Origin of the sequence: Pseudoduganella violaceinigra DSM 15887 (genome assembly GCF_000425385.1) — a bacterium.
In the GTDB taxonomy this organism is placed as follows: domain Bacteria; phylum Pseudomonadota; class Gammaproteobacteria; order Burkholderiales; family Burkholderiaceae_D; genus Rugamonas; species Rugamonas violaceinigra.
Genome location: NZ_AUDI01000001.1, coordinates 35,944 through 53,480 on the forward strand (window position 1 = coordinate 35,944; position 17,537 = coordinate 53,480).

A 17,537-nucleotide genomic window follows, 5' to 3' on the forward strand; every position below is an offset into this window, starting at 1 on the left:
TTATTTCAGCGCCGGAATCGCCTGCGGCTGCAGCGGCCTGACCGGCTGCTCCTTCAGCTTCTTCTGCAGCATTTCAAGCGCCACTTCCAGCTGGCGGTCGCGGCCCGTGTAAGTGGCGTGCGGCAGGTTGTCCACCTCCACGTCCGGCGCCACGCCAGCGCCCTCGATCAGCCATTGCCCGTCCGCCTCGCTGAACTGGCCGGTTTCCGCCACGCGCACCATGCCGTTGTCGGCCAGGCGATTGCGGTCGCTGAGCCAGACGCCGGCGCCGGCCGTACGTTTGCCCACCAGCGGCGCCAGGCCGAGCGACTTGATGCCGGCGGCGAAGGTCTCCCCGTCCGAATAAGTCAATTCGTCGACCAGCACCACCAGGTGGCCGCGGAAGGTATCCTGCATGTTCGCGTATGTGCGGCCCGAGGGCGGCGCCCAGTAGGCCCAGGCCTTGCGCAGCAGTTTTTCGATGATCCAGCTGTCGATATTGCCGCCCTGGTTGCGCCGCACGTCGATAATCAGCCCATCGCGGTTGACGTTGGCGTAGAACTCGCGGGCAAAGGTTGCGATATCGCCCGAGCCCATCGCGCGCAAATGCATATAGCCGATGCGGCCTTTGGACGCTTCGTCGACCTTGCGCGCCAGACCCTGCTCCCAGTCGCCATAGCGCAGCGCCGCCTGGCGGGCCGCGCTCACGGGAGTAACGATGACGGAACGCTCGGCCCCTTTCTCAGGGCTCACTTTCAGCAGCACCTGCTTGTCGGCCTGGTTCAGCAGCAGGTCGGAGATATCGCGCGCCTCGGTCACGGGCTTGCCGTTGACGGCCGTTATGGTATCGCCTTCGTGCACGTCGACATCCGGCTGGGCCAGCGGCCCGCGCGCGTTCGGCAGTTCAGGTTCGGTGCGGTAGACATGTTCGACGCGGTAGCCCAGGGCGGTACGCTGCAGCACGGCGCCCAGGCCCGCGGGGCTTCCTTCCGGCGTGGGGCGGCGAATATCGCCCGGCGACACCTGGGAATGCAAGGCCCCCACCTCGGCCACCATCATGCCGAGAATGTCGTTCAGCTCCGCGCGTTCACTCACACGCTCCACCAGCGGCGCGTATTTGGAACGCACGGCATTCCAGTCCACACCGCGCATCCTGGCGTCGTACAGGAAATCGCGGTGCATGCGCCATGCATCGTTGAACATCTGCGTCCATTCCAGGCGCGGATTGGAAATCAGCGTCCAGTCATCCACCCGGACCTTGGCCTTGCTGATATCGGACGGCTGCTTGGCGCCAGCCTCCACGATCAGCATATCGCCCGGCCCGCTGGCCGAGAAGGTGCGGTAGTAGATGCGCTTCAGATCCGCCGACAGCTCGTAGTTGCGCACGCCGGCCACGAAGACCTCCGGCGAGGGGCCATTGCGGCCGATGGCCAGGGTCTTCAGCGTGCTGCGGCCGTCGCCGCCGTCGCGCTCGAGGAAATACAGACGTTTGTCGTCCACCGCCAAGTCCTTGTAATTGCCGGCGGCCAGCGGAACCTCGTACACCCGCTCCGCCAGGCCCGCGAACACCACGGCCGGCAGCTGCTTGGCCGCAGCGCCGGGCTTGGCGCCGCCGGTCTTTTCCGCCGCCTTCTCGACGGCCTTCTCGGCGGCCTTGTCTTCGGGCGTTTCGGCCGGCTTGGCGCCCGCCTTGCTCAATTCATCGTCGGCCTTGAACGGGAAGCGGTTACCGGGCTGCAGCGCCAACGCATAGACGCCGACGCGCTTGTCGAACACCGGCCCCATATTCCGGTCGCCCCATGGCGAGCCATTGGCCAGGGTGAAGTTACGCGAGGACAGGAAGTACAGCCAGCGGCCATCCGGCGAGAACGCAGGCGACTCCGAGGCATAGCGGTCGCCGGTGACGAAAGCCAGCTGCTTACTGTCGACGGCGTACAGCCCGATCTGCTCGCGCTGGGCATCGGTATTCGAGCGTACGAAGGCCAGGTTGCGGCTGTCCGGCGACCAGATGGCGCTATCGTGCTGGTCGACGCCGGCCTTGCCGGCATCGTCGATCAGGGCATTGCTGCGCGTGGCCAGGTCCAGCAGCCACATTCGGCCTTTCTTGTCGGTGTGCGCCAGCCATTTGCCATCGGGCGAAGGATACAGCGCCCAGCGGTGGTTATTGCCGTCCGCGGTCAGGCGCTCGCCCTTGCCGGAGCCGTCGGCCGCAAACTTCCAGATCTCGTTTTCGCCGCTGGTATCGACGATCGCGAACACCGATTTCTCGTCATGGCTGAACACCGCATCGCGGGCGCGCGCGCCTTCCGGAATGGCGATCTCCACGCGGCGCAGGCTGCCGGTGCCGGCAATGCTGACGCGTCCCCGCGCCGTCAGCAGCACCCGCTCCTCGCGCGCCGACAAGGCCGTGCTGGTCAGGCTGTCGAGCGGCGAGCGGATCTGGCGCGTGCGCTGCTGGTCGAAGTCCGACAAGAGCGAGACCTTCAGCGGGCGCGACACGCCGTCGGCCAGGTCCAGCACCTGCACGTCGGCGCCGAGCTGGTAGACGATGCGTCCATCGCCCAGGGCGGCGTTGCGCACGTCCCAGTCCTTATGGCTGGTGTGGGCGCGCAGGTCGCCGCCGTTGGCATCGGAAGACCAGATATTGTCGGCGCCATCGCGGTCGCTGATGAAATACAGGCGGCCCTTCCACCACATCGGGCGCTTGCTGTTGCCAGCTTCGCCGGCAAAGACCTGGCGCGCCTCGCCGCCGCCGTCGATATCGTAGCGCCACAGCTGGGCATGCGCCCCGCCCCGGTAGCGCCGCACATTATCGCCGGTCATCACCAGGCCGAGCCGCGTGAAGTACAGCGTCTTGCCGGCATCGTCGAGCACCGCATCGTTGGCGTCCGCCACCGCGAAGGCGCGGCGCGCCAGCGTGGACGGCTTGACCGCCGACACTTCCCATTGGTTGCGCGGACCGCTCTGCGCCGGCAGCGCCACCAGCACTTCGCCCTGTGCCGTCCAGCCCAAGACGCGTGCATTCTCGTTGGCGAACGTGACGCGTTTGGGCAGGCCGCCCGCCAGCGGCATCACATACGCTTCCGGCGTGCCTTCATAGCTGGCGATAAAGGCCAGCCATTGGCCGTCGGGCGAAATGGCGGCCATCGATTCCGTCGCGGCGTGCGTGGTCAAGCGCTGTGCGGGGCCGCCATGGAGGCCGCTCTTCCACAAGTCGCCTTCCGCCGTGAACACCACGGTATCGCCGCGCACGGCAGGAAAACGGAGATAAGGATCGGCAGCGTGCGCGCCGAATGCGGCCAGCAGGCCAAGCGAGAGCAGAAGGGATTTTTTCATGCCGAGATTGTGCAATAAAAAACCCGCTCAGTGAGCGGGCTTTTTCGGCATTTCGATGGTGCAGCGCAATGCCGCGGTCAAGCCTTGCGGCGGCGACCCAAGGCCAGCGCCAACATACCGATGCCCAGCAGCGCCAGCGAGCCAGGCTGCGGCACGCCATGCACCTTGTCGCCCGCCGCCATGCCGTACGCGGCAACGCCGTCACGCACATTGAAGGCATAGCGGCCGACCACACCGACATTGCTGCCGCTGATCAGCGCCAGCGAACCCGCGTCGAGCAGCTTGTTCGGGCTACCCGATCCTTTGAATTCGAAATCGGCTGCCGTGCCCACCATATGGAAACCAGCGCGTGCCTTGTCGCCTTGGTCCCATGTCAGCGCGCCATAGTTGTAGTAGAAGTCGAAGTTATTGGCGCCGGTGTCGGAACGGTCCACCAGCATCAGCTGGAAGGTGTTGCGCTTGTCGTCGTTCGATCCGTAGTAGCCGACTTTGTCCCAGGTCACGGCGAAGGCGTTGTGGCCGTCGAATTGCGTGTTGCCGTAGCCGATGCTGCCATGGCCGTTGCGGATGTCGACATCGCCGAAGAACGGGGCCAGGAAGGAGTTGCTGTAGGCGTTGCCGTTGAATGCGGTCGGCGAAAAGAGGCTCATGCCGCTGCCGAAGGAAACATTGCCATTGGTGTTGACGAACAGGCTGCTGAAGATGGTGCCGTTCAGGCCCAGTTTCATGCCGCCCGCCAGGTTGACCAGGGTGCTGCCATCATCGACGGCCGCCACATTGGTCAGCTTGAAACCGGACAGGATCGGGGAGGCGGAAGCGGTGGCGCTGCACGCCAGCAAGGCGGCGCAAATCAGGGAGGTCAACTTGGTCATATGTACATCAACTAGGCAATTGGGCAACAATGCCTGTCATTATACAAATTGAATTAACCAATAGCAAATAAAAAGCCCGCTCGAAAAGAGCGGGCTTTGGGGCCGCGGCGCGGCGCTTATTCGACTTCGACGGTTTCCGGCGGCGGCGTCGGCGCCGCATCCGGTTCCGGGAACTCCAGCTTGATCGCTTCGCCTTCGTCCAGGTCGACGATCACCCGGCCGCCGGAGACCAGGCGGCCAAACAGCAGCTCGTCGGCCAGCGCCTTGCGGATCAGGTCCTGGATCAGGCGCGACATCGGGCGCGCGCCCATCAGCGGATCGAAGCCCTTCTTCGCCAGGAACTTGCGCAGCTTCTCGCTGAAGATCGCTTCCACCTTCTTCTCGTGCAGCTGCTCTTCCAGCTGCATCAGGAACTTGTCGACCACGCGCAGGATGATTTCCTCGTCCAGGGCGCGGAAGCTGATGGTCGCATCCAGGCGGTTGCGGAACTCCGGCGTAAACATCCGCTTGATGTCCGCCATCTCGTCGCCCGCTTCCTTGCTGTCGGTGAAGCCGATCGAACGCTTCTGCAGGCTTTCCGCACCCGCATTGGTGGTCATGATGATGATCACGTTGCGGAAGTCGGCCTTGCGGCCGTTGTTGTCGGTCAGCGTGCCGTGGTCCATCACCTGCAGCAGAATATTGAAGATATCCGGATGCGCCTTCTCGATCTCGTCCAGCAGCAGCACCGCGTGCGGCTTCTTGGTGATGGCCTCGGTCAGCAGGCCACCCTGGTCGTAGCCCACGTAGCCCGGCGGCGCGCCGATCAGGCGGCTCACCGCATGGCGCTCCATGTACTCCGACATGTCGAAGCGGATCAGCTCAATACCCAGGATGAAGGCCAGCTGCTTGGCCACCTCGGTCTTGCCGACGCCGGTCGGGCCAGAGAACAGGAAGGAACCGATCGGCTTGTCCTGTTTACCCAGGCCGGCGCGCGACATCTTGATGGCGGACGCCAGCGCTTCGATGGCCGGATCCTGGCCGAACACCACATTGCGCAGGTCGCGGTCGATGGTGGCCAGCTTGCTGCGGTCGTCCTGGTTGACGGTCTGCGGCGGGATGCGTGCGATCTTGGAAATGATTTCCTCGATCTCGGTCTTGCCGATGGTTTTCTTCTGCTTCGACTTCGGCAGGATGCGCTGGGCGGCGCCCGCCTCGTCGATCACATCGATGGCCTTGTCCGGCAAGTGGCGGTCGTTGATGAAGCGCGCCGCCAGCTCGGCCGCGGTCGACAGCGCCGACGACGAATACTTCACGCCATGGTGCTCTTCGAAGCGCGACTTGAGGCCGCGCAGGATCTGCACGGTCTGCTCCACGGTCGGCTCATTGACGTCGACCTTCTGGAAGCGGCGGCTCAGCGCATGGTCTTTCTCGAACACGCCGCGGAATTCCGTGAACGTGGTCGCGCCGATGCACTTCAGCTGGCCGTTCGCCAGGGCCGGTTTCAGCAGGTTGGACGCGTCCAGCGTACCGCCCGAGGCCGAGCCGGCGCCGATGATGGTGTGGATCTCGTCGATGAACAGGATGCCGTTCGGGTTATCCTTCAGCTGCTTGAGCACGGCCTTCAGGCGCTGCTCAAAGTCGCCGCGGTATTTGGTGCCGGCCAGCAGCGCGCCCATGTCCAGCGAGTACACGACCGCGCTGGTCAGCACTTCCGGCACGTCGCCCTGAGTGATGCGGTAAGCCAGGCCTTCCGCGATGGCGGTCTTGCCCACGCCGGCTTCGCCCACCAGCAGCGGGTTGTTCTTGCGGCGGCGGCACAGCACCTGGATCACGCGGTCCACTTCCTCTTCGCGGCCGATCAACGGATCGATCTTGCCCTCGGCGGCGGACTTGTTCAGGTTCTGCGTGAACTGGTCGAGCGGCGATTCCTTGGTCTGGCCTTCCGGCGCCGCGCCCTCTTCCACGCCCTCGGACGCTTTGCCGGAATCCATCTGCTGGTCCTTGCGCACGCCGTGCGAAATGAAGTTGACCACGTCCAGGCGGGTCACGCCCTGCTGGTGCAGGTAGTACACCGCGTGCGAGTCCTTTTCGCCGAAGATGGCCACCAGCACGTTGGCGCCGGTGACTTCCTTCTTGCCGTTGGAAGCCGACTGGACGTGCATGATGGCGCGCTGGATCACGCGCTGGAAGCCCAGCGTCGGCTGGGTATCCACTTCACCGGTGCCGGGCACCGTCGGCGTGTTATCGCCGATGAAGTTCGTCAGCGTTTTGCGCAGGTCCTCGATATTCACCGCGCAGGCGCGCAGCACCTCGGCTGCCGATGGATTGTCCAGCAGGGCCAGCAGCAAGTGTTCCACCGTGATGAACTCATGCCGTGCTTGCCGCGCTTCGACAAACGCCATGTGCAAACTTACTTCCAATTCCTGCGCAATCATACTTCCTCCATCACACATTGCAGGGGGTGGCCCGCCTTGCGTGCATGCGTTAAAACGAACTCCACTTTGGTTGAAGCTATATCCTTCGAGAACACGCCGCACACGCCTTTGCCGTAGCGATGGACACTCAGCATAATTTGTGTGGCCGTGTCATGGTCCTTATTGAAATACTCCTGGATGATGGCGACCACAAACTCCATGGGAGTGTAGTCGTCATTGAGCAGCGCCACCTGGTACATAGGTGGCGGCTTTATCGCCTGCCGTTCCAGGACGGTTTCGGTGTCATGCTTGGTTGCCATACGCTTATATTCTAATGCTTTCAGACTGGATGCAACGCTCATTTAAGAGGGGCATTTCCGCCACGACTCATCTTACGCGTTTTCGGCGATTACCGCAGATGGCGGTTGGGTTGGTCAAAATCAAGAGGCATAAAAATAGCTGTTGCATAAATCTCACCATGTGCTAGTGAAAGCGCTTGACATAAAAAATTGTTCCGCCAACAATGCGATATCGACTTTGTGCAGATCTGTACATGTTGGTAAGAAGTGAGTTGTCGAGGAGGGGGCAGGAAGCTTCTTGCTTTTATGGCTCGTGTGATTCGTTTTTAATGAAAGTTTTTTTAAAATGGCAACTGGTACCGTTAAGTGGTTCAATGACTCCAAAGGTTTTGGCTTCATCACTCCTGATGATGGCGGTGAGGATTTGTTCGCGCACTTTTCCGCTATTAACATGAACGGCTTCAAGACCCTGAAAGAAGGTCAAAAAGTGCAGTTCGAAGTCACGCAAGGCCCTAAAGGCAAGCAAGCTTCTAACATCCAGGCTAACTAATCCGTAGCCTCGGACACCGAAAAGCCCCGCCCCGCGGGGTTTTTTTTCGCCTACCGGAAAGCGTATTATGCGGTTTTTCTGCATCGCTATTTCAACCATATGAAGCTTCGCACCCTGCGCCCCGGCGACGCCGACGCCCTGCTCGCCTTCGAACTGGCCAACCGCGCCTGGTTTGAATCCAAGGTCGAAGCGCGGCCGCCAGGCTTTTATAGCGGCGCGGGCGTGGCTCACCATATCGCCGACTGCCTCGCCAAATATGAAGTCGGCACCATGCATCCCTGCCTGTTGGTGGATGACGACGACAGCATCCTGGGACGCACCAACCTGAGGGACATCGATGCCGCAAGCCAGCGCGCCGAAATCGGCTACCGCATCGCGCAGCATGCCTGCGGACGCGGCCTGGCCGGCTTGGCGCTGCGGCATATGCTGGCGCAAGCCTACAGCCGCTGGCAGCTCGCTTCCGTGGAAGCCTACGTCACCGTAAATAATCCGATCTCGGCACACATACTGGCCAAACAAGGCTTCCAGCTGGTCGGCCTGGAGCCCGCCCATGCCGAAGTCGCCGGTCAACGCCTGGACTGCCACCACTACCGCCACCTGCGCGTCTGAGCTGGTAAGATAGACTTATCTTTAGGATAAGTTTTTCATATGCATAAGCCGCGCAATCTCACCGCCACCGTGGAATCAACAAGCTACCAGGTCGAAAGGCATGAGCGCTTGGCGAGCGGGGCGATCCGAAAGGCCCTGGAAGAACCCGACAATCCGCACCAATACAGCCTGCTGGAAGTGCCCAGCCACCTGGCCCGAGGACTGCTGCAGCGCTACGCTCGCGGCGACTCGCCCGACTTGCTGCGTCGCCACTTCCATGGTGACTACCTGCCCTTACTGCAGCAAGCGGCAGACTTGTCCGCCAAGCTGTTTCCCGATCATCGGCTGCGCCTGCACGCTGACCAAACGGCCAGCTGGATGTTGTTGTTCGCCTTGGTCTGCTTCGACGACGAGGGCGCGCATGTGGCGCATCTGGACAACTGGTTCACGCCAGACGGAAATCCAGTCCTGTTTGCGATGGTGCGCAAAGCCTTCGCGCCAGGCGAGCGCTACCCGGCCGACCTCGATATTGAGCACAAGGCGATGCCGCACGAGGAGCAGCTGGTGGGCGCGCTGCTGCAACCGCCCGCCACCTGGCCACACGCATTTGCCGCCTACATGAAGCAGTGGCCCAGGCTCATGAAGGATTACGGCTACCGGGAGCAGGTCGAGGAGGGCAAGTCGGCATTTGATTATTTCCCGCTTCACCTGGGCCTTGCCGTTTGCGCCTTCGATGTCGACGACAGCGCTTTCCGCCACCTGCCCTATTATCCGCACGAGCTGGTCGACCATTACCGCGCGCACGTTCGCCTTGCGCGCGATGCCTGGCGCAGCTGTGTGCTGGACCCGGGCGAGGGCTTGCCCGATACCGCCAAACCGAAACCCAGGAAAGACTACGTGCTGAGCAAAGCCGAAGCCTACGCCCGCTGGATCGAGCTGGTGTGCGGCGAACAGCCTGTCCTGATCGACGCCGCCAGGCAGGCGCTGGGTAAGCGCAAAACGATGCCGCCTATCGATAGGCTGACGGAGACGTTGGCGCCGCGTGGCTTGGCGCTGCATGCCGATTTGAAGGATGACGCCGCGCTAGCCACCCAGGCAACTGCACTGTGCAAAGTCTGGCAATTGCCCGCAACGGCGTTTGCCAACACGGCGCAGCAAGGCGCGGCCGCTGCCACCACGATGCTCAACGCGCTGCAAGACTGTGCCGACGTCAACGCGCGGCGGCTTGCCGTCTTCGATGGCGGCGGCGATAACTGGAACGCCCTTCTATACAGCTATCACCACGAAGCCGAGTTCACGACGCTATGCGAGCAACTTGGCCTCAAGCGCTTGGACCGCAGCCAGTGGCAATAACTAAACAAGCAAAAGGAAAAACAAATGACGACATTCGCATCGGCTTCGACGCACCGCCTGCTGGCTGCCCTGCTACTGGCGGCAGGCGCGTTGGCGAGCCAGCCCAGCCTGGCGGCGCCCGTCGAATTGCCGCCACTGGGCCTGTACCGCATCGATACCGACGGTACGATGGCTTTCAGCGGCAACCCTACCCAAGTCCGGATCACCACCGAGGGTGAGCATGGCGATACCAGCGCACGATGGCAGGCTGGCGCAAACAGCGCCACGCGTGATTTCAAGGGCAGTGGTCCGGTCACGCATTGCGTCAAGGCCGTGACCGGCGGGACGCTACCCTTGCCGCCGCAAGCCAATGCTTGCACCGTGCAGTCGATAACCCGAATCAAGGATGGCTTTACCCAGACCGCCAATTGCTCTTTCGGCAGGCTCGACTTGACCGTGCACCAACTCGACAAGGAGCGCTGGGAATATCTCACGGATATGACGATGATGACGACCGGCGCTGCGCCCGATATGTCGGTCCTGGCGCCCATGCTCAAACAGCAGGCCGAGCATGGCGAGACGCCCGAGATACGTGCACGCGCCAAGCAACAACTGGCCGGGCTGCCGGGCATGCAAAAGCAGGGCGACGCGACTTACGCCGCCACCATTGCACGCATGAAGGCGGAAATGGAGACGAGCACCGATCCCGAAGAAAAAGCCGGCATCCGCATGGCGCTCGACCGCATGCAAGCGGGCACGCCGACCATGAAAACCCGCTCGCGTACCGTTTGGACGCGTATTTCGAATGTCTGTGATAGCGGCAAGTAGTTCATGCCGCGCCGACGTTGAAGGGCTGCGCCAGCCGAGAAAAAACCCCATGTCCTTGCGGAACATGGGGTTTGGCATGCTGCCGGGACGGGCCCGGCGGTATCCACTTTCGCAAGTCCACGGAGTTTTGGACACGCGACCGTAACGGGTCTTAACGCATTTCTTTTTGCAGAAGTACTTAACCAAAAGATGCTGGGGAGTGGACTTCGCATAGTTCAGAAGAGAGGAGTCATCGAAGGTCTCCACAAACAAGTTTAGATGTAGATATAGATGCAATCACTCCATCAGATTTTCCCAAGGAGCGGTTCCAGCTGGCCACAACCGAATAGGAAGTGAACGTGCTTGCCGATACCGCAAATATTCAAGAGCGGTTCTGTTGCCTTTCGCACGATTGCAAGGCATGCATGCCAGCGTTAGGTTCCCTTGCGCGTTTGTGCCACCTCTATCCAATGGGGTCATATGCTCTCGCTCGCCACCACCACCCAGGTCTGCTCCACAGTATGCACATCTGTCACCTAGACGAGCACGAATGAGATCAATCGTAATATCGGAAAGGGGTGGACCAGCATTCGCGCGAGCTGCATTCTGTTTTTCCCACTTTTGCTTGTCGCTCCACTTATTCTCTTTCTGCCATTCGGAAGTTTGTCGATTCTTGCACGTCCGACAATAGCTTCTAAATTGCCCACTTGGGGTGTGGCCAAAATATTCTGCAGTTAGTGGCAATGCAGAACCACAACGGCTGCACGCACGCATATCCTGTGAAGTAGTCATAGCTATTTCACTCCCTGAATACCGCCCTTCGCATCATTCGCTTTGGGTCACACCTTAGTTCATCTGACAGTGGCTGTCAGATCATGCTTGACCCACTCTACACGTAATTCTCAGCGCCATCGTCGTCATCCTAATGCTATGCCCAAATTCCAACGAAGACGCGACACTTGCACGCCTCCATATCGGCATGTTTCCGTTTGCAGCCAGCTCCAACGGAAAGCCTGGTAAAAAGACCTCCGCACCTAGGTCGATGAACATATCTCCATCATGCCCGTCGGGTGAAAGAAGATCACGTGCCAATGACAGCTCGGGAAGCGAAATGGGAAGTGCGCCTACGTCGGCGTTTTGCCCAAGTTGTGGATGATGTAGCCATGCCACAGTACCAAGCGTGGCATCCCCAAGAGGGGCCTCTAATGTGTTCCATTTGATACCCGTACCCGATGAAATGAACGGAAATGCAAAAAAGCCCCACTCTCCTATGAGAATGGGGCTTCTGAAACGAGGTGAAATCTCGTGAATTGCCGTTACATCTGCTCGATCATCACCTCGCCGAAGCCGGAGCACGACACCTGGGTCGCGCCTTCCATCAGGCGGGCGAAGTCGTAGGTGACTTTCTTGGAAGTGATGGCCTTCTCCATGGCGGAGATGATCAGGTCGGCCGCTTCGGTCCAGCCCATGTGGCGCAGCATCATTTCAGCCGACAGGATCAGCGAACCCGGGTTCACGTAGTCCTTGCCGGCGTACTTCGGCGCGGTGCCGTGGGTCGCTTCGAACATGGCCACGGAGTCGGACAGGTTGGCGCCTGGCGCGATACCGATACCGCCCACTTGCGCCGCCAGTGCGTCGGAGATGTAGTCGCCGTTCAGGTTCAGGGTGGCGATCACCGAGTACTCCGCCGGGCGCAGCAGGATCTGCTGCAGGAAGGCGTCAGCGATGGAATCCTTGACGGTGATTTCGCGGCCGGTCCGCGGGTTCTTGAACTTGCACCATGGGCCGCCGTCGATCAGCTCTGCGCCGAACTCCTTCTGCGCCAGCGCGTAGGCCCAGTCGCGGAAGCCACCCTCGGTGTACTTCATGATATTGCCCTTGTGGACGATGGTCACGGAAGGCTTGTCGTTGTCGATCGCGTACTGGATCGCCTTGCGCACCAGGCGCTCGGTGCCTTCGATCGACACCGGCTTGATGCCGATGCCCGACGTTTCAGGGAAGCGGATCTTCTTGACGCCCATTTCCTTGGTCAGGAAATCGATGATCTTCTTCGCGCCTTCGGTGCCTTGCTGGTATTCGATGCCGGCGTAGATGTCTTCCGAGTTTTCGCGGAAGATCACCATATCGGTCTTTTCCGGCTCGCGCACCGGCGATGGCACGCCCTTGAAGTAGCGCACCGGGCGCAGGCAGACGTACAGGTCCAGCTCCTGGCGCAGGGCCACGTTCAGGGAGCGGATGCCGCCACCGACCGGGGTGGTCAGCGGGCCCTTGATGGACACAACATAGTCTTTCAGCACCTTCAGGGTCTCTTCCGGCAGCCACACGTCCGGGCCATAGACCTTGGTCGACTTCTCGCCGGCGAAGATTTCCATCCAGCTGATCTTGCGCTTGCCGCCGTAGGACTTGGCAACCGCCGCGTCGACCACCTTGATCATCACCGGGGTGATGTCCACGCCGGTACCGTCGCCTTCCAGATACGGGATGATCGGGGTGTCGGGTACGTTCAGGGAAAAATCGGCGTTTACGGTGATTTTCTGGCCGTCGGCAGGTACTTTGATATGTTGGTACATCGTGTTCTCCGAAGAAGGGTTTTTCGCAGTCTTCTATAAGACATAAGACATAAGCGTTCCACATTATGCACCAGTATTTTACTGGGCGCCATGCATTTGCGACTACAATCCCGCCTATGCCCCTGATACTTTTTAATAAACCTTTCCAGGTATTGTGCCAGTTTTCCCCTTCGGAAGATAAGCAGACCCTGGCCGACTACATCAAGATCCCGAACGTCTATCCGGCCGGGCGCCTCGACTACGACAGCGAGGGCTTGATGCTGATGACCGACGACGGCAAGCTGCAGCACAAGATCGCCCACCCCGACCGCAAGGAGGCCAAAACCTACCTGGTGCAGGTGGAAGGTGTGCCCGATGCCGGCGCCATGGCGCGCCTGCAGGCGCCGCTCAACCTGGGCGACTTCACCACCTTGCCGTGCACGGCGGTGCGCATCGCCGAACCGGGCTGGCTGTGGCCGCGCAACCCGCCGATCCGCCAGCGCGCCGACCAGCCGACGTCGTGGCTGGCGCTCACTTTACAGGAAGGCAAGAATCGCCAGGTGCGGCGCATGACCGCCGCCATCGGCCACCCCACCCTGCGCCTGGTGCGCTCAGCCATTGGCGGTATTTCCCTGGCCAGCCACCCGCTGTTGCCGGGCGAATGGATGGAAGTTTCGCCGGACGACCTCGCGACGCGCTAAATAAGTCAACCAGGCAAGACTCTTCTGCGTTGATGAAGCAGGTTCATCAGAACCTTCATCCACTATAAAAGGAGTTCGTCATGTCTAAGACTACAGTCGTACTGCTGGCCTCCCTGATTTCCGTCTCCGCCTTCGCTGCCGACCACCATATGAAAGCCTCCGCTTCGGCCTCCGCCGCCGCGTCCGCCGCTTCGATGGCCTCGGCCGCTTCCGCCGCACCAATGGCTTCGGCTGCTGCCGCGGCGCCGGCCGCATCGGCCGCCTCCATGCCCAAGCACAAAGCCAAGAAGCATGCGGCCTCGGCATCCGCCGCCGCTTCCGCTGCCTCGGCCGCCAGCGCTGCCTCGATGAAGTAAGTAACCGCCACCCGGCGAAAAAGCAGCCCGCGCGGCTGCTTTTCTTTTTCATAACGCCGCCGGCGGCAAGCAGCAATACAAAGCGAAAAACCCGCTATGGCGCAATGCCAAGCGGGTTATTCCGGTACACCTGTTTGGCGGCTAATGCCGCCAGCACACGAACTTAGGCGGACAGTGCCTTCAGGGCAGCTGCCAGACGGCTCTTGTGACGAGCAGCCTTGTTCTTGTGGATGATTTTCTTGTCAGCGATCGAGTCGATGGTCGACACGGAAGTCTGGAAGATGGTGGTAGCAGCAGCTTTGTCGCCAGCCTGGATTGCCTTACGTACAGCTTTGATAGCGGTACGCAGGGTCGAACGCTGAGCGGAGTTGTGAGCGTTTTGCTTAACTGCTTGACGAGCGCGTTTGCGCGCTTGTGCGGTATTTGCCATTTGAGAATCCTAATTCGTTGTCAAAGTTCGTTTGCAAACAATAGCGTTTGCCAAACCGGTGCGGTGTTTTCAGAGCCGGCTGAACGTCGCTGCCTGCCATACTGAATTCTGTACAGCCTTAAATTATAACGGGGTTTTGCTGCCAGGGCAATTCAAAATGTCGGTACGTTGCTGGTTTCGCTATAATCAGCGCCCATGAACTTGCTCAAGACCCTCGCTGCCATTTCCAGCATGACAATGCTGTCCCGGATTACGGGACTCCTGCGCGACATCCTGTTTGCCCGTGCCTTTGGCGCCGGCGGATTGACCGACGCCTTCTACATTGCCTTCCGCATCCCCAACCTGCTGCGCCGCCTGTTTGCCGAAGGCGCTTTTTCCCAGGCATTTGTGCCAATGTTGGCCGAATACAAAGGAAAGCAGGGCGACGAGGCCACCCGCACCCTGGTCGACCATGTGGCGACCGTACTGGTCTGGGCAACCTTGCTGACCAGCGCAGCCGGTATTATAGGCGCTCCGCTGTTCGTCTACCTGATTGGTTCGGGCCTGAGCAAGGATCCGGCCGCCTTCGACGCGGCCGTCTGGATGACGCGCCTGATGTTCCCCTATATCGCCTGCATGTCCTTCGTCGCACTGTCGAGCGGCGTGCTGAATACCTGGCGCCAGTTCAAGATCCCGGCCTTTACCCCGGTCCTGCTGAACCTCTCCTTTATCGGCGCCGCCCTGTTCCTGGCGCCGCACTTGAAGCAACCGGTGTATGCAATGGCGATTGCCGTCATGGTGGGCGGCATCCTGCAGGTGCTGGTGCAGGTGCCGTCGCTGGTGAAGATCGGCATGCTGCCGCGCCTGTCGTGGAACCCGGGCGCCGGGCTGGCCGATCCGGGCGTGCGCCGTGTGCTGAAGAATATGGGACCGGCGGTGTTTGCCGTCTCGGTCGCGCAGATCAGCCTGATGATCAACACCACCTACGCGTCGTGGATGGCCGAGGGCAGCGTCTCCTGGCTGACCTTTGCCGACCGTCTGATGGAATTCCCGAATGCGCTGCTGGGCGTGGCGCTGGGCACCATCCTGCTGCCCAGCCTGTCCAAGGCCAGCCAGGAGCAGGACCATGCTGAATACTCCAACCTGCTGGACTGGGGCCTGCGCCTGACGTTCCTGCTGGCCCTGCCCGCCGCCGTGGGTATCGCCGTGCTCGCGCTGCCGCTGATCGCCACCTTGTTCCACCATGGCCAGTTCACCGACCTGGCCGCCCGCATGTCCGCCCAGCCGCTGCTGGCCTATGCGGTCGGCCTGGTCGGCATCATCCTGGTCAAGTCGCTGACGCCGGCCTTCTATGCGCGCCAGGACGTGCGCACCCCGGTGCGCATCGGCCTGTTCGTGCTGGTGGCGACGCAGCTGATGAACCTGATTTTCGTCAAGCAGTTCGCCGTCGCCGGCCTGGCCCTGTCGATCAGCGTGGCGGCCCTGATCAATGCCGCCCTGCTCTATCGCGGCCTGCGCCAGAAGGACATTTACACGCCGCAGCCGGGCTGGCCGAAGTTCTTCGCCAAGCTGGTGGTGGCCGTGACCGTCATGGGCGTCGCCGCCTGGTTCGGCGCACAGCAATTCGACTGGCTGGGCATGCGCAGCCACGGCCTGCTGCGTGCGGGCGCCCTGTTCCTGGTGATCGGCGGCTGTGTCGTGGTCTACTTCGGCACCTTGTTCGCACTGGGCTTCCGCGTACGCGACTTCCGCCGCCGCGCCAAATAAGGCGGGCGGCCTTTAGCGGCGGGCGGGCGGCGCCGGCGGCTCCTCGCGCGCGGGCTCGCTCGAAGGCTCTTGCGGCTCCTGCGGCGGCTCCTGCGGTTCCTGCGGCGGCTCCGGTTCGGGCGGGGGTTCCGGCGGCGGCGCGGTCGGCTTCGGCGGTTCCTGCGGTGTGCCCGGTTTGCTGCCGGGCTGGTTTTCCGGAACCGTCCCTGGCTGGGTACCGGTCATACCGCCGGGCGGCGTGCCTTTCGGAGGCTGCCCGGGCAGTTGGCCGGGCGTCTGGCCATCGCCGCCCTTGCCACCGGGCGTCTGCACGCCTTCGCCCGAGAATTTCCAGTCGCCCAGGCTGGCCTTGCCTTCAAACGCCACGAAGCGCGCCGGGAAATTGCCGATCTTGATCGGCGCCGCCTTCGACAGGCTGTAGATCGCCAGGATGCCGCCGGTTTCATTGGCCTTCACGATGCCCCATTCCGCCTTGCCCGTCATCGGGTCGACGTAGATACGGCGCAAATGCCGCCGCAGCCCGGGGAAACGCGGGTCCTTCAGCAGCTCCGCAAACGACTTCGGGTAATTGGGCTGCCCTTCCGGCGTGGCGGCGGCGTAGCTGGCCAGCGCATTGCTGTACTCCATGCCGATGTCGAGCAAGGCTTGTTCGGCGTAGGCGCGCTGGATGGTCGTGCCCAGGCGCAGCGCCATCGCCCCGACCAGGCCGATAATCGTCACCAGGATCACGACACTGATGTAGGTGAAGCCGTGCTGCTTACCAGTCGGAATAGGGTTTGCCGCTGCGGTCATTGCCGGGCGCTCCGCTCTTGATGTCTGCCATGGCGCCCTTGCCCGCTTCGGCGGGCGGGACGAGGATCCAGCTGTCGCTCTTTTCCGTGATCGGGTCGATCGGCACGGCGCGCAGGTATTTCTTTTCCACCAGCTGCTCCAGGCTGTCCGGGAAGCGCCCGGTATCGCCGTAGAACTGGTCGATGATGGCGCGTGTGCTGCGCAGGTTATCGGCCAGGATGGTTTCCCTGGTCTTGTCCACGCTGGGGAAATAGCGCGGCACGGCAAGCGTCAGCAGCAAGGCGATAATGCCCAGCACCACCAGCAGCTCGATCAGCGTGAAGCCCTTTTTGTTCACCATTTCTTGTAAGGCACGCCGTTCAGGCCCACCTGCTCCGAAGTCGAATACACGTCAAACACATCCTCGCCCTCGCGCGGGTCTTCGGCTTCGCTGGCGTAGCTGCGCTTGCCCCAGGTCTGGGCATTGTTGGCGTTGCCCTCCGCATTGAACGGGTCGCGCGGAATGCGGCGCAGGAAGTAGATCTTGGCACGCTTGGGGCTGCGCTGGTCGACCACCCCCTCCACCAGCACCTCCAGTGTGCGCGGATAGCCGTTGCCGGTGATGGTCTTGGCGATGCGGCCTTCGTCGTAGGCGACCTTGTAGTCGTCCAGCGCCTTGCGGATGATGTGCAGCGCGCTGCGCAGCTCCTGTTCATTGCGGCGCTGGACCACGGTCTGCCCGACCGGGATCGCCAGCGCGGCCAGCAGGCCGAGAATGGCCAGCGTCACCAGCAATTCGATCAGGGTGAATCCGCGTGCGCGCAT

The 17,537-nt window shown here is 61.8% G+C and carries 17 protein-coding genes; 7 read left to right on the forward strand and 10 right to left on the reverse strand.

The window, feature by feature from the left end:
* The 4 genes from H597_RS0100165 to clpS all read right to left on the reverse strand — a co-directional run bounded on the left by H597_RS0100165 (window position 1) and on the right by clpS (window position 6,903).
* Window positions 1-3,315 carry a S41 family peptidase gene (locus H597_RS0100165; RefSeq protein WP_028100337.1) on the reverse strand — a complete coding sequence of 1,105 codons (3,315 nt, stop codon included), beginning with the start codon at window positions 3,313-3,315 and terminating at the stop codon, window positions 1-3.
* Window positions 3,316-3,392: 77 nt separating this feature from the next.
* Window positions 3,393-4,187, reverse strand: coding sequence for a nidogen-like domain-containing protein (locus tag H597_RS0100170; RefSeq protein WP_028100338.1), 795 nt, complete (start codon window positions 4,185-4,187; stop codon window positions 3,393-3,395).
* A 116-nt stretch (window positions 4,188-4,303) separates the two neighbouring features.
* A complete protein-coding gene (clpA, locus tag H597_RS0100175) occupies window positions 4,304-6,604 on the reverse strand; it encodes an ATP-dependent Clp protease ATP-binding subunit ClpA (RefSeq protein WP_028100339.1) in 2,301 nt (766 codons plus the stop codon).
* The gene (gene clpS, locus H597_RS0100180) at window positions 6,601-6,903 is read right to left on the reverse strand and encodes an ATP-dependent Clp protease adapter ClpS (RefSeq protein ID WP_028100340.1); all 303 of its coding nucleotides are present in this window, start codon (window positions 6,901-6,903) and stop codon (window positions 6,601-6,603) included. The genes clpA and clpS overlap by 4 nt, the downstream gene beginning before the upstream one ends.
* Window positions 6,904-7,228: 325 nt before the next feature.
* On the opposite strand from clpS, the gene cspE reads away from it, so the two are divergent.
* The 4 genes from cspE (at window position 7,229) to H597_RS0100200 (ending at window position 10,180) form a co-directional block, all read left to right on the forward strand.
* Window positions 7,229-7,432 (forward strand): transcription antiterminator/RNA stability regulator CspE, encoded by a 204-nt coding sequence (cspE, locus tag H597_RS0100185; protein WP_028100341.1) that lies wholly within the window; start codon window positions 7,229-7,231, stop codon window positions 7,430-7,432.
* 99 nt (window positions 7,433-7,531) lie between these two features.
* The gene (locus tag H597_RS0100190; protein ID WP_035372809.1) at window positions 7,532-8,041 is read left to right on the forward strand and encodes a GNAT family N-acetyltransferase; all 510 of its coding nucleotides are present in this window, start codon (window positions 7,532-7,534) and stop codon (window positions 8,039-8,041) included.
* Between the two features lie 39 nt (window positions 8,042-8,080).
* Window positions 8,081-9,373: a PoNe immunity protein domain-containing protein gene (locus tag H597_RS0100195; RefSeq protein WP_028100343.1), complete on the forward strand. Its 1,293-nt coding sequence runs from the start codon at window positions 8,081-8,083 to the stop codon at window positions 9,371-9,373.
* A gap of 24 nt (window positions 9,374-9,397) precedes the next feature.
* Window positions 9,398-10,180: a hypothetical protein gene (locus tag H597_RS0100200; protein WP_028100344.1), complete on the forward strand. Its 783-nt coding sequence runs from the start codon at window positions 9,398-9,400 to the stop codon at window positions 10,178-10,180.
* Between the two features lie 276 nt (window positions 10,181-10,456).
* Here H597_RS0100200 and H597_RS36190 read toward each other — a convergent pair whose 3' ends face one another.
* Window positions 10,457-10,951 (reverse strand): HNH endonuclease, encoded by a 495-nt coding sequence (locus H597_RS36190; protein WP_083940882.1) that lies wholly within the window; start codon window positions 10,949-10,951, stop codon window positions 10,457-10,459.
* Window positions 10,952-11,475: 524 nt separating this feature from the next.
* On the reverse strand, window positions 11,476-12,729 hold the full coding sequence (gene icd / locus H597_RS0100210; protein WP_028100345.1) for an NADP-dependent isocitrate dehydrogenase: 1,254 nt from the start codon (window positions 12,727-12,729) through the stop codon (window positions 11,476-11,478).
* 116 nt (window positions 12,730-12,845) lie between these two features.
* Between icd and H597_RS0100215 the strand changes: the two genes are divergently transcribed.
* Window positions 12,846-13,409 carry a pseudouridine synthase gene (locus H597_RS0100215; protein WP_028100346.1) on the forward strand — a complete coding sequence of 188 codons (564 nt, stop codon included), beginning with the start codon at window positions 12,846-12,848 and terminating at the stop codon, window positions 13,407-13,409.
* Between the two features lie 80 nt (window positions 13,410-13,489).
* Entirely contained in the window at window positions 13,490-13,765 is a 276-nt protein-coding gene (locus H597_RS33710) for a hypothetical protein (protein ID WP_083940883.1), read from the forward strand.
* A 163-nt stretch (window positions 13,766-13,928) separates the two neighbouring features.
* Here H597_RS33710 and rpsT read toward each other — a convergent pair whose 3' ends face one another.
* Entirely contained in the window at window positions 13,929-14,195 is a 267-nt protein-coding gene (gene rpsT, locus H597_RS0100225) for a 30S ribosomal protein S20 (protein WP_028100347.1), read from the reverse strand.
* A gap of 195 nt (window positions 14,196-14,390) precedes the next feature.
* Here rpsT and murJ point away from each other — a divergent pair, with 195 nt between their 5' ends.
* Window positions 14,391-15,941 (forward strand): murein biosynthesis integral membrane protein MurJ, encoded by a 1,551-nt coding sequence (gene murJ, locus H597_RS0100230; protein ID WP_028100348.1) that lies wholly within the window; start codon window positions 14,391-14,393, stop codon window positions 15,939-15,941.
* 12 nt (window positions 15,942-15,953) lie between these two features.
* Here murJ and H597_RS0100235 read toward each other — a convergent pair whose 3' ends face one another.
* The 3 genes from H597_RS0100235 to H597_RS0100245 are packed head-to-tail and all read right to left on the reverse strand — an operon-like array spanning window position 15,954 to window position 17,537.
* Window positions 15,954-16,733 (reverse strand): type II secretion system protein, encoded by a 780-nt coding sequence (locus H597_RS0100235; protein WP_035372812.1) that lies wholly within the window; start codon window positions 16,731-16,733, stop codon window positions 15,954-15,956.
* Complete coding sequence (locus H597_RS0100240) at window positions 16,699-17,073, reverse strand: type II secretion system protein (protein ID WP_028100350.1); 375 nt, start codon at window positions 17,071-17,073, stop codon at window positions 16,699-16,701. The genes H597_RS0100235 and H597_RS0100240 overlap by 35 nt, the downstream gene beginning before the upstream one ends.
* Window positions 17,067-17,537, reverse strand: coding sequence for a prepilin-type N-terminal cleavage/methylation domain-containing protein (locus H597_RS0100245; protein WP_028100351.1), 471 nt, complete (start codon window positions 17,535-17,537; stop codon window positions 17,067-17,069). Before H597_RS0100245 ends, H597_RS0100240 begins: the two co-directional genes overlap by 7 nt.

Bases quoted from the DNA above. Each gene is read 5' to 3' on its own strand.
- H597_RS0100165 (WP_028100337.1), bottom strand. From the start codon at position 3,315: ATGAAAAAATCCCTTCTGCTCTCGCTTGGCCTGCTGGCCGCATTCGGC.
- H597_RS0100170 (WP_028100338.1), bottom strand. From the start codon at position 4,187: ATGACCAAGTTGACCTCCCTGATTTGCGCCGCCTTGCTGGCGTGCAGC.
- clpA (WP_028100339.1), bottom strand. From the start codon at position 6,604: ATGATTGCGCAGGAATTGGAAGTAAGTTTGCACATGGCGTTTGTCGAA.
- clpS (WP_028100340.1), bottom strand. From the start codon at position 6,903: ATGGCAACCAAGCATGACACCGAAACCGTCCTGGAACGGCAGGCGATA.
- cspE (WP_028100341.1), top strand. From the start codon at position 7,229: ATGGCAACTGGTACCGTTAAGTGGTTCAATGACTCCAAAGGTTTTGGC.
- H597_RS0100190 (WP_035372809.1), top strand. From the start codon at position 7,532: ATGAAGCTTCGCACCCTGCGCCCCGGCGACGCCGACGCCCTGCTCGCC.
- H597_RS0100195 (WP_028100343.1), top strand. From the start codon at position 8,081: ATGCATAAGCCGCGCAATCTCACCGCCACCGTGGAATCAACAAGCTAC.
- H597_RS0100200 (WP_028100344.1), top strand. From the start codon at position 9,398: ATGACGACATTCGCATCGGCTTCGACGCACCGCCTGCTGGCTGCCCTG.
- H597_RS36190 (WP_083940882.1), bottom strand. From the start codon at position 10,951: ATGACTACTTCACAGGATATGCGTGCGTGCAGCCGTTGTGGTTCTGCA.
- icd (WP_028100345.1), bottom strand. From the start codon at position 12,729: ATGTACCAACATATCAAAGTACCTGCCGACGGCCAGAAAATCACCGTA.
- H597_RS0100215 (WP_028100346.1), top strand. From the start codon at position 12,846: ATGCCCCTGATACTTTTTAATAAACCTTTCCAGGTATTGTGCCAGTTT.
- H597_RS33710 (WP_083940883.1), top strand. From the start codon at position 13,490: ATGTCTAAGACTACAGTCGTACTGCTGGCCTCCCTGATTTCCGTCTCC.
- rpsT (WP_028100347.1), bottom strand. From the start codon at position 14,195: ATGGCAAATACCGCACAAGCGCGCAAACGCGCTCGTCAAGCAGTTAAG.
- murJ (WP_028100348.1), top strand. From the start codon at position 14,391: ATGAACTTGCTCAAGACCCTCGCTGCCATTTCCAGCATGACAATGCTG.
- H597_RS0100235 (WP_035372812.1), bottom strand. From the start codon at position 16,733: ATGACCGCAGCGGCAAACCCTATTCCGACTGGTAAGCAGCACGGCTTC.
- H597_RS0100240 (WP_028100350.1), bottom strand. From the start codon at position 17,073: ATGGTGAACAAAAAGGGCTTCACGCTGATCGAGCTGCTGGTGGTGCTG.
- H597_RS0100245 (WP_028100351.1), bottom strand. From the start codon at position 17,537: ATGCGCGCACGCGGATTCACCCTGATCGAATTGCTGGTGACGCTGGCC.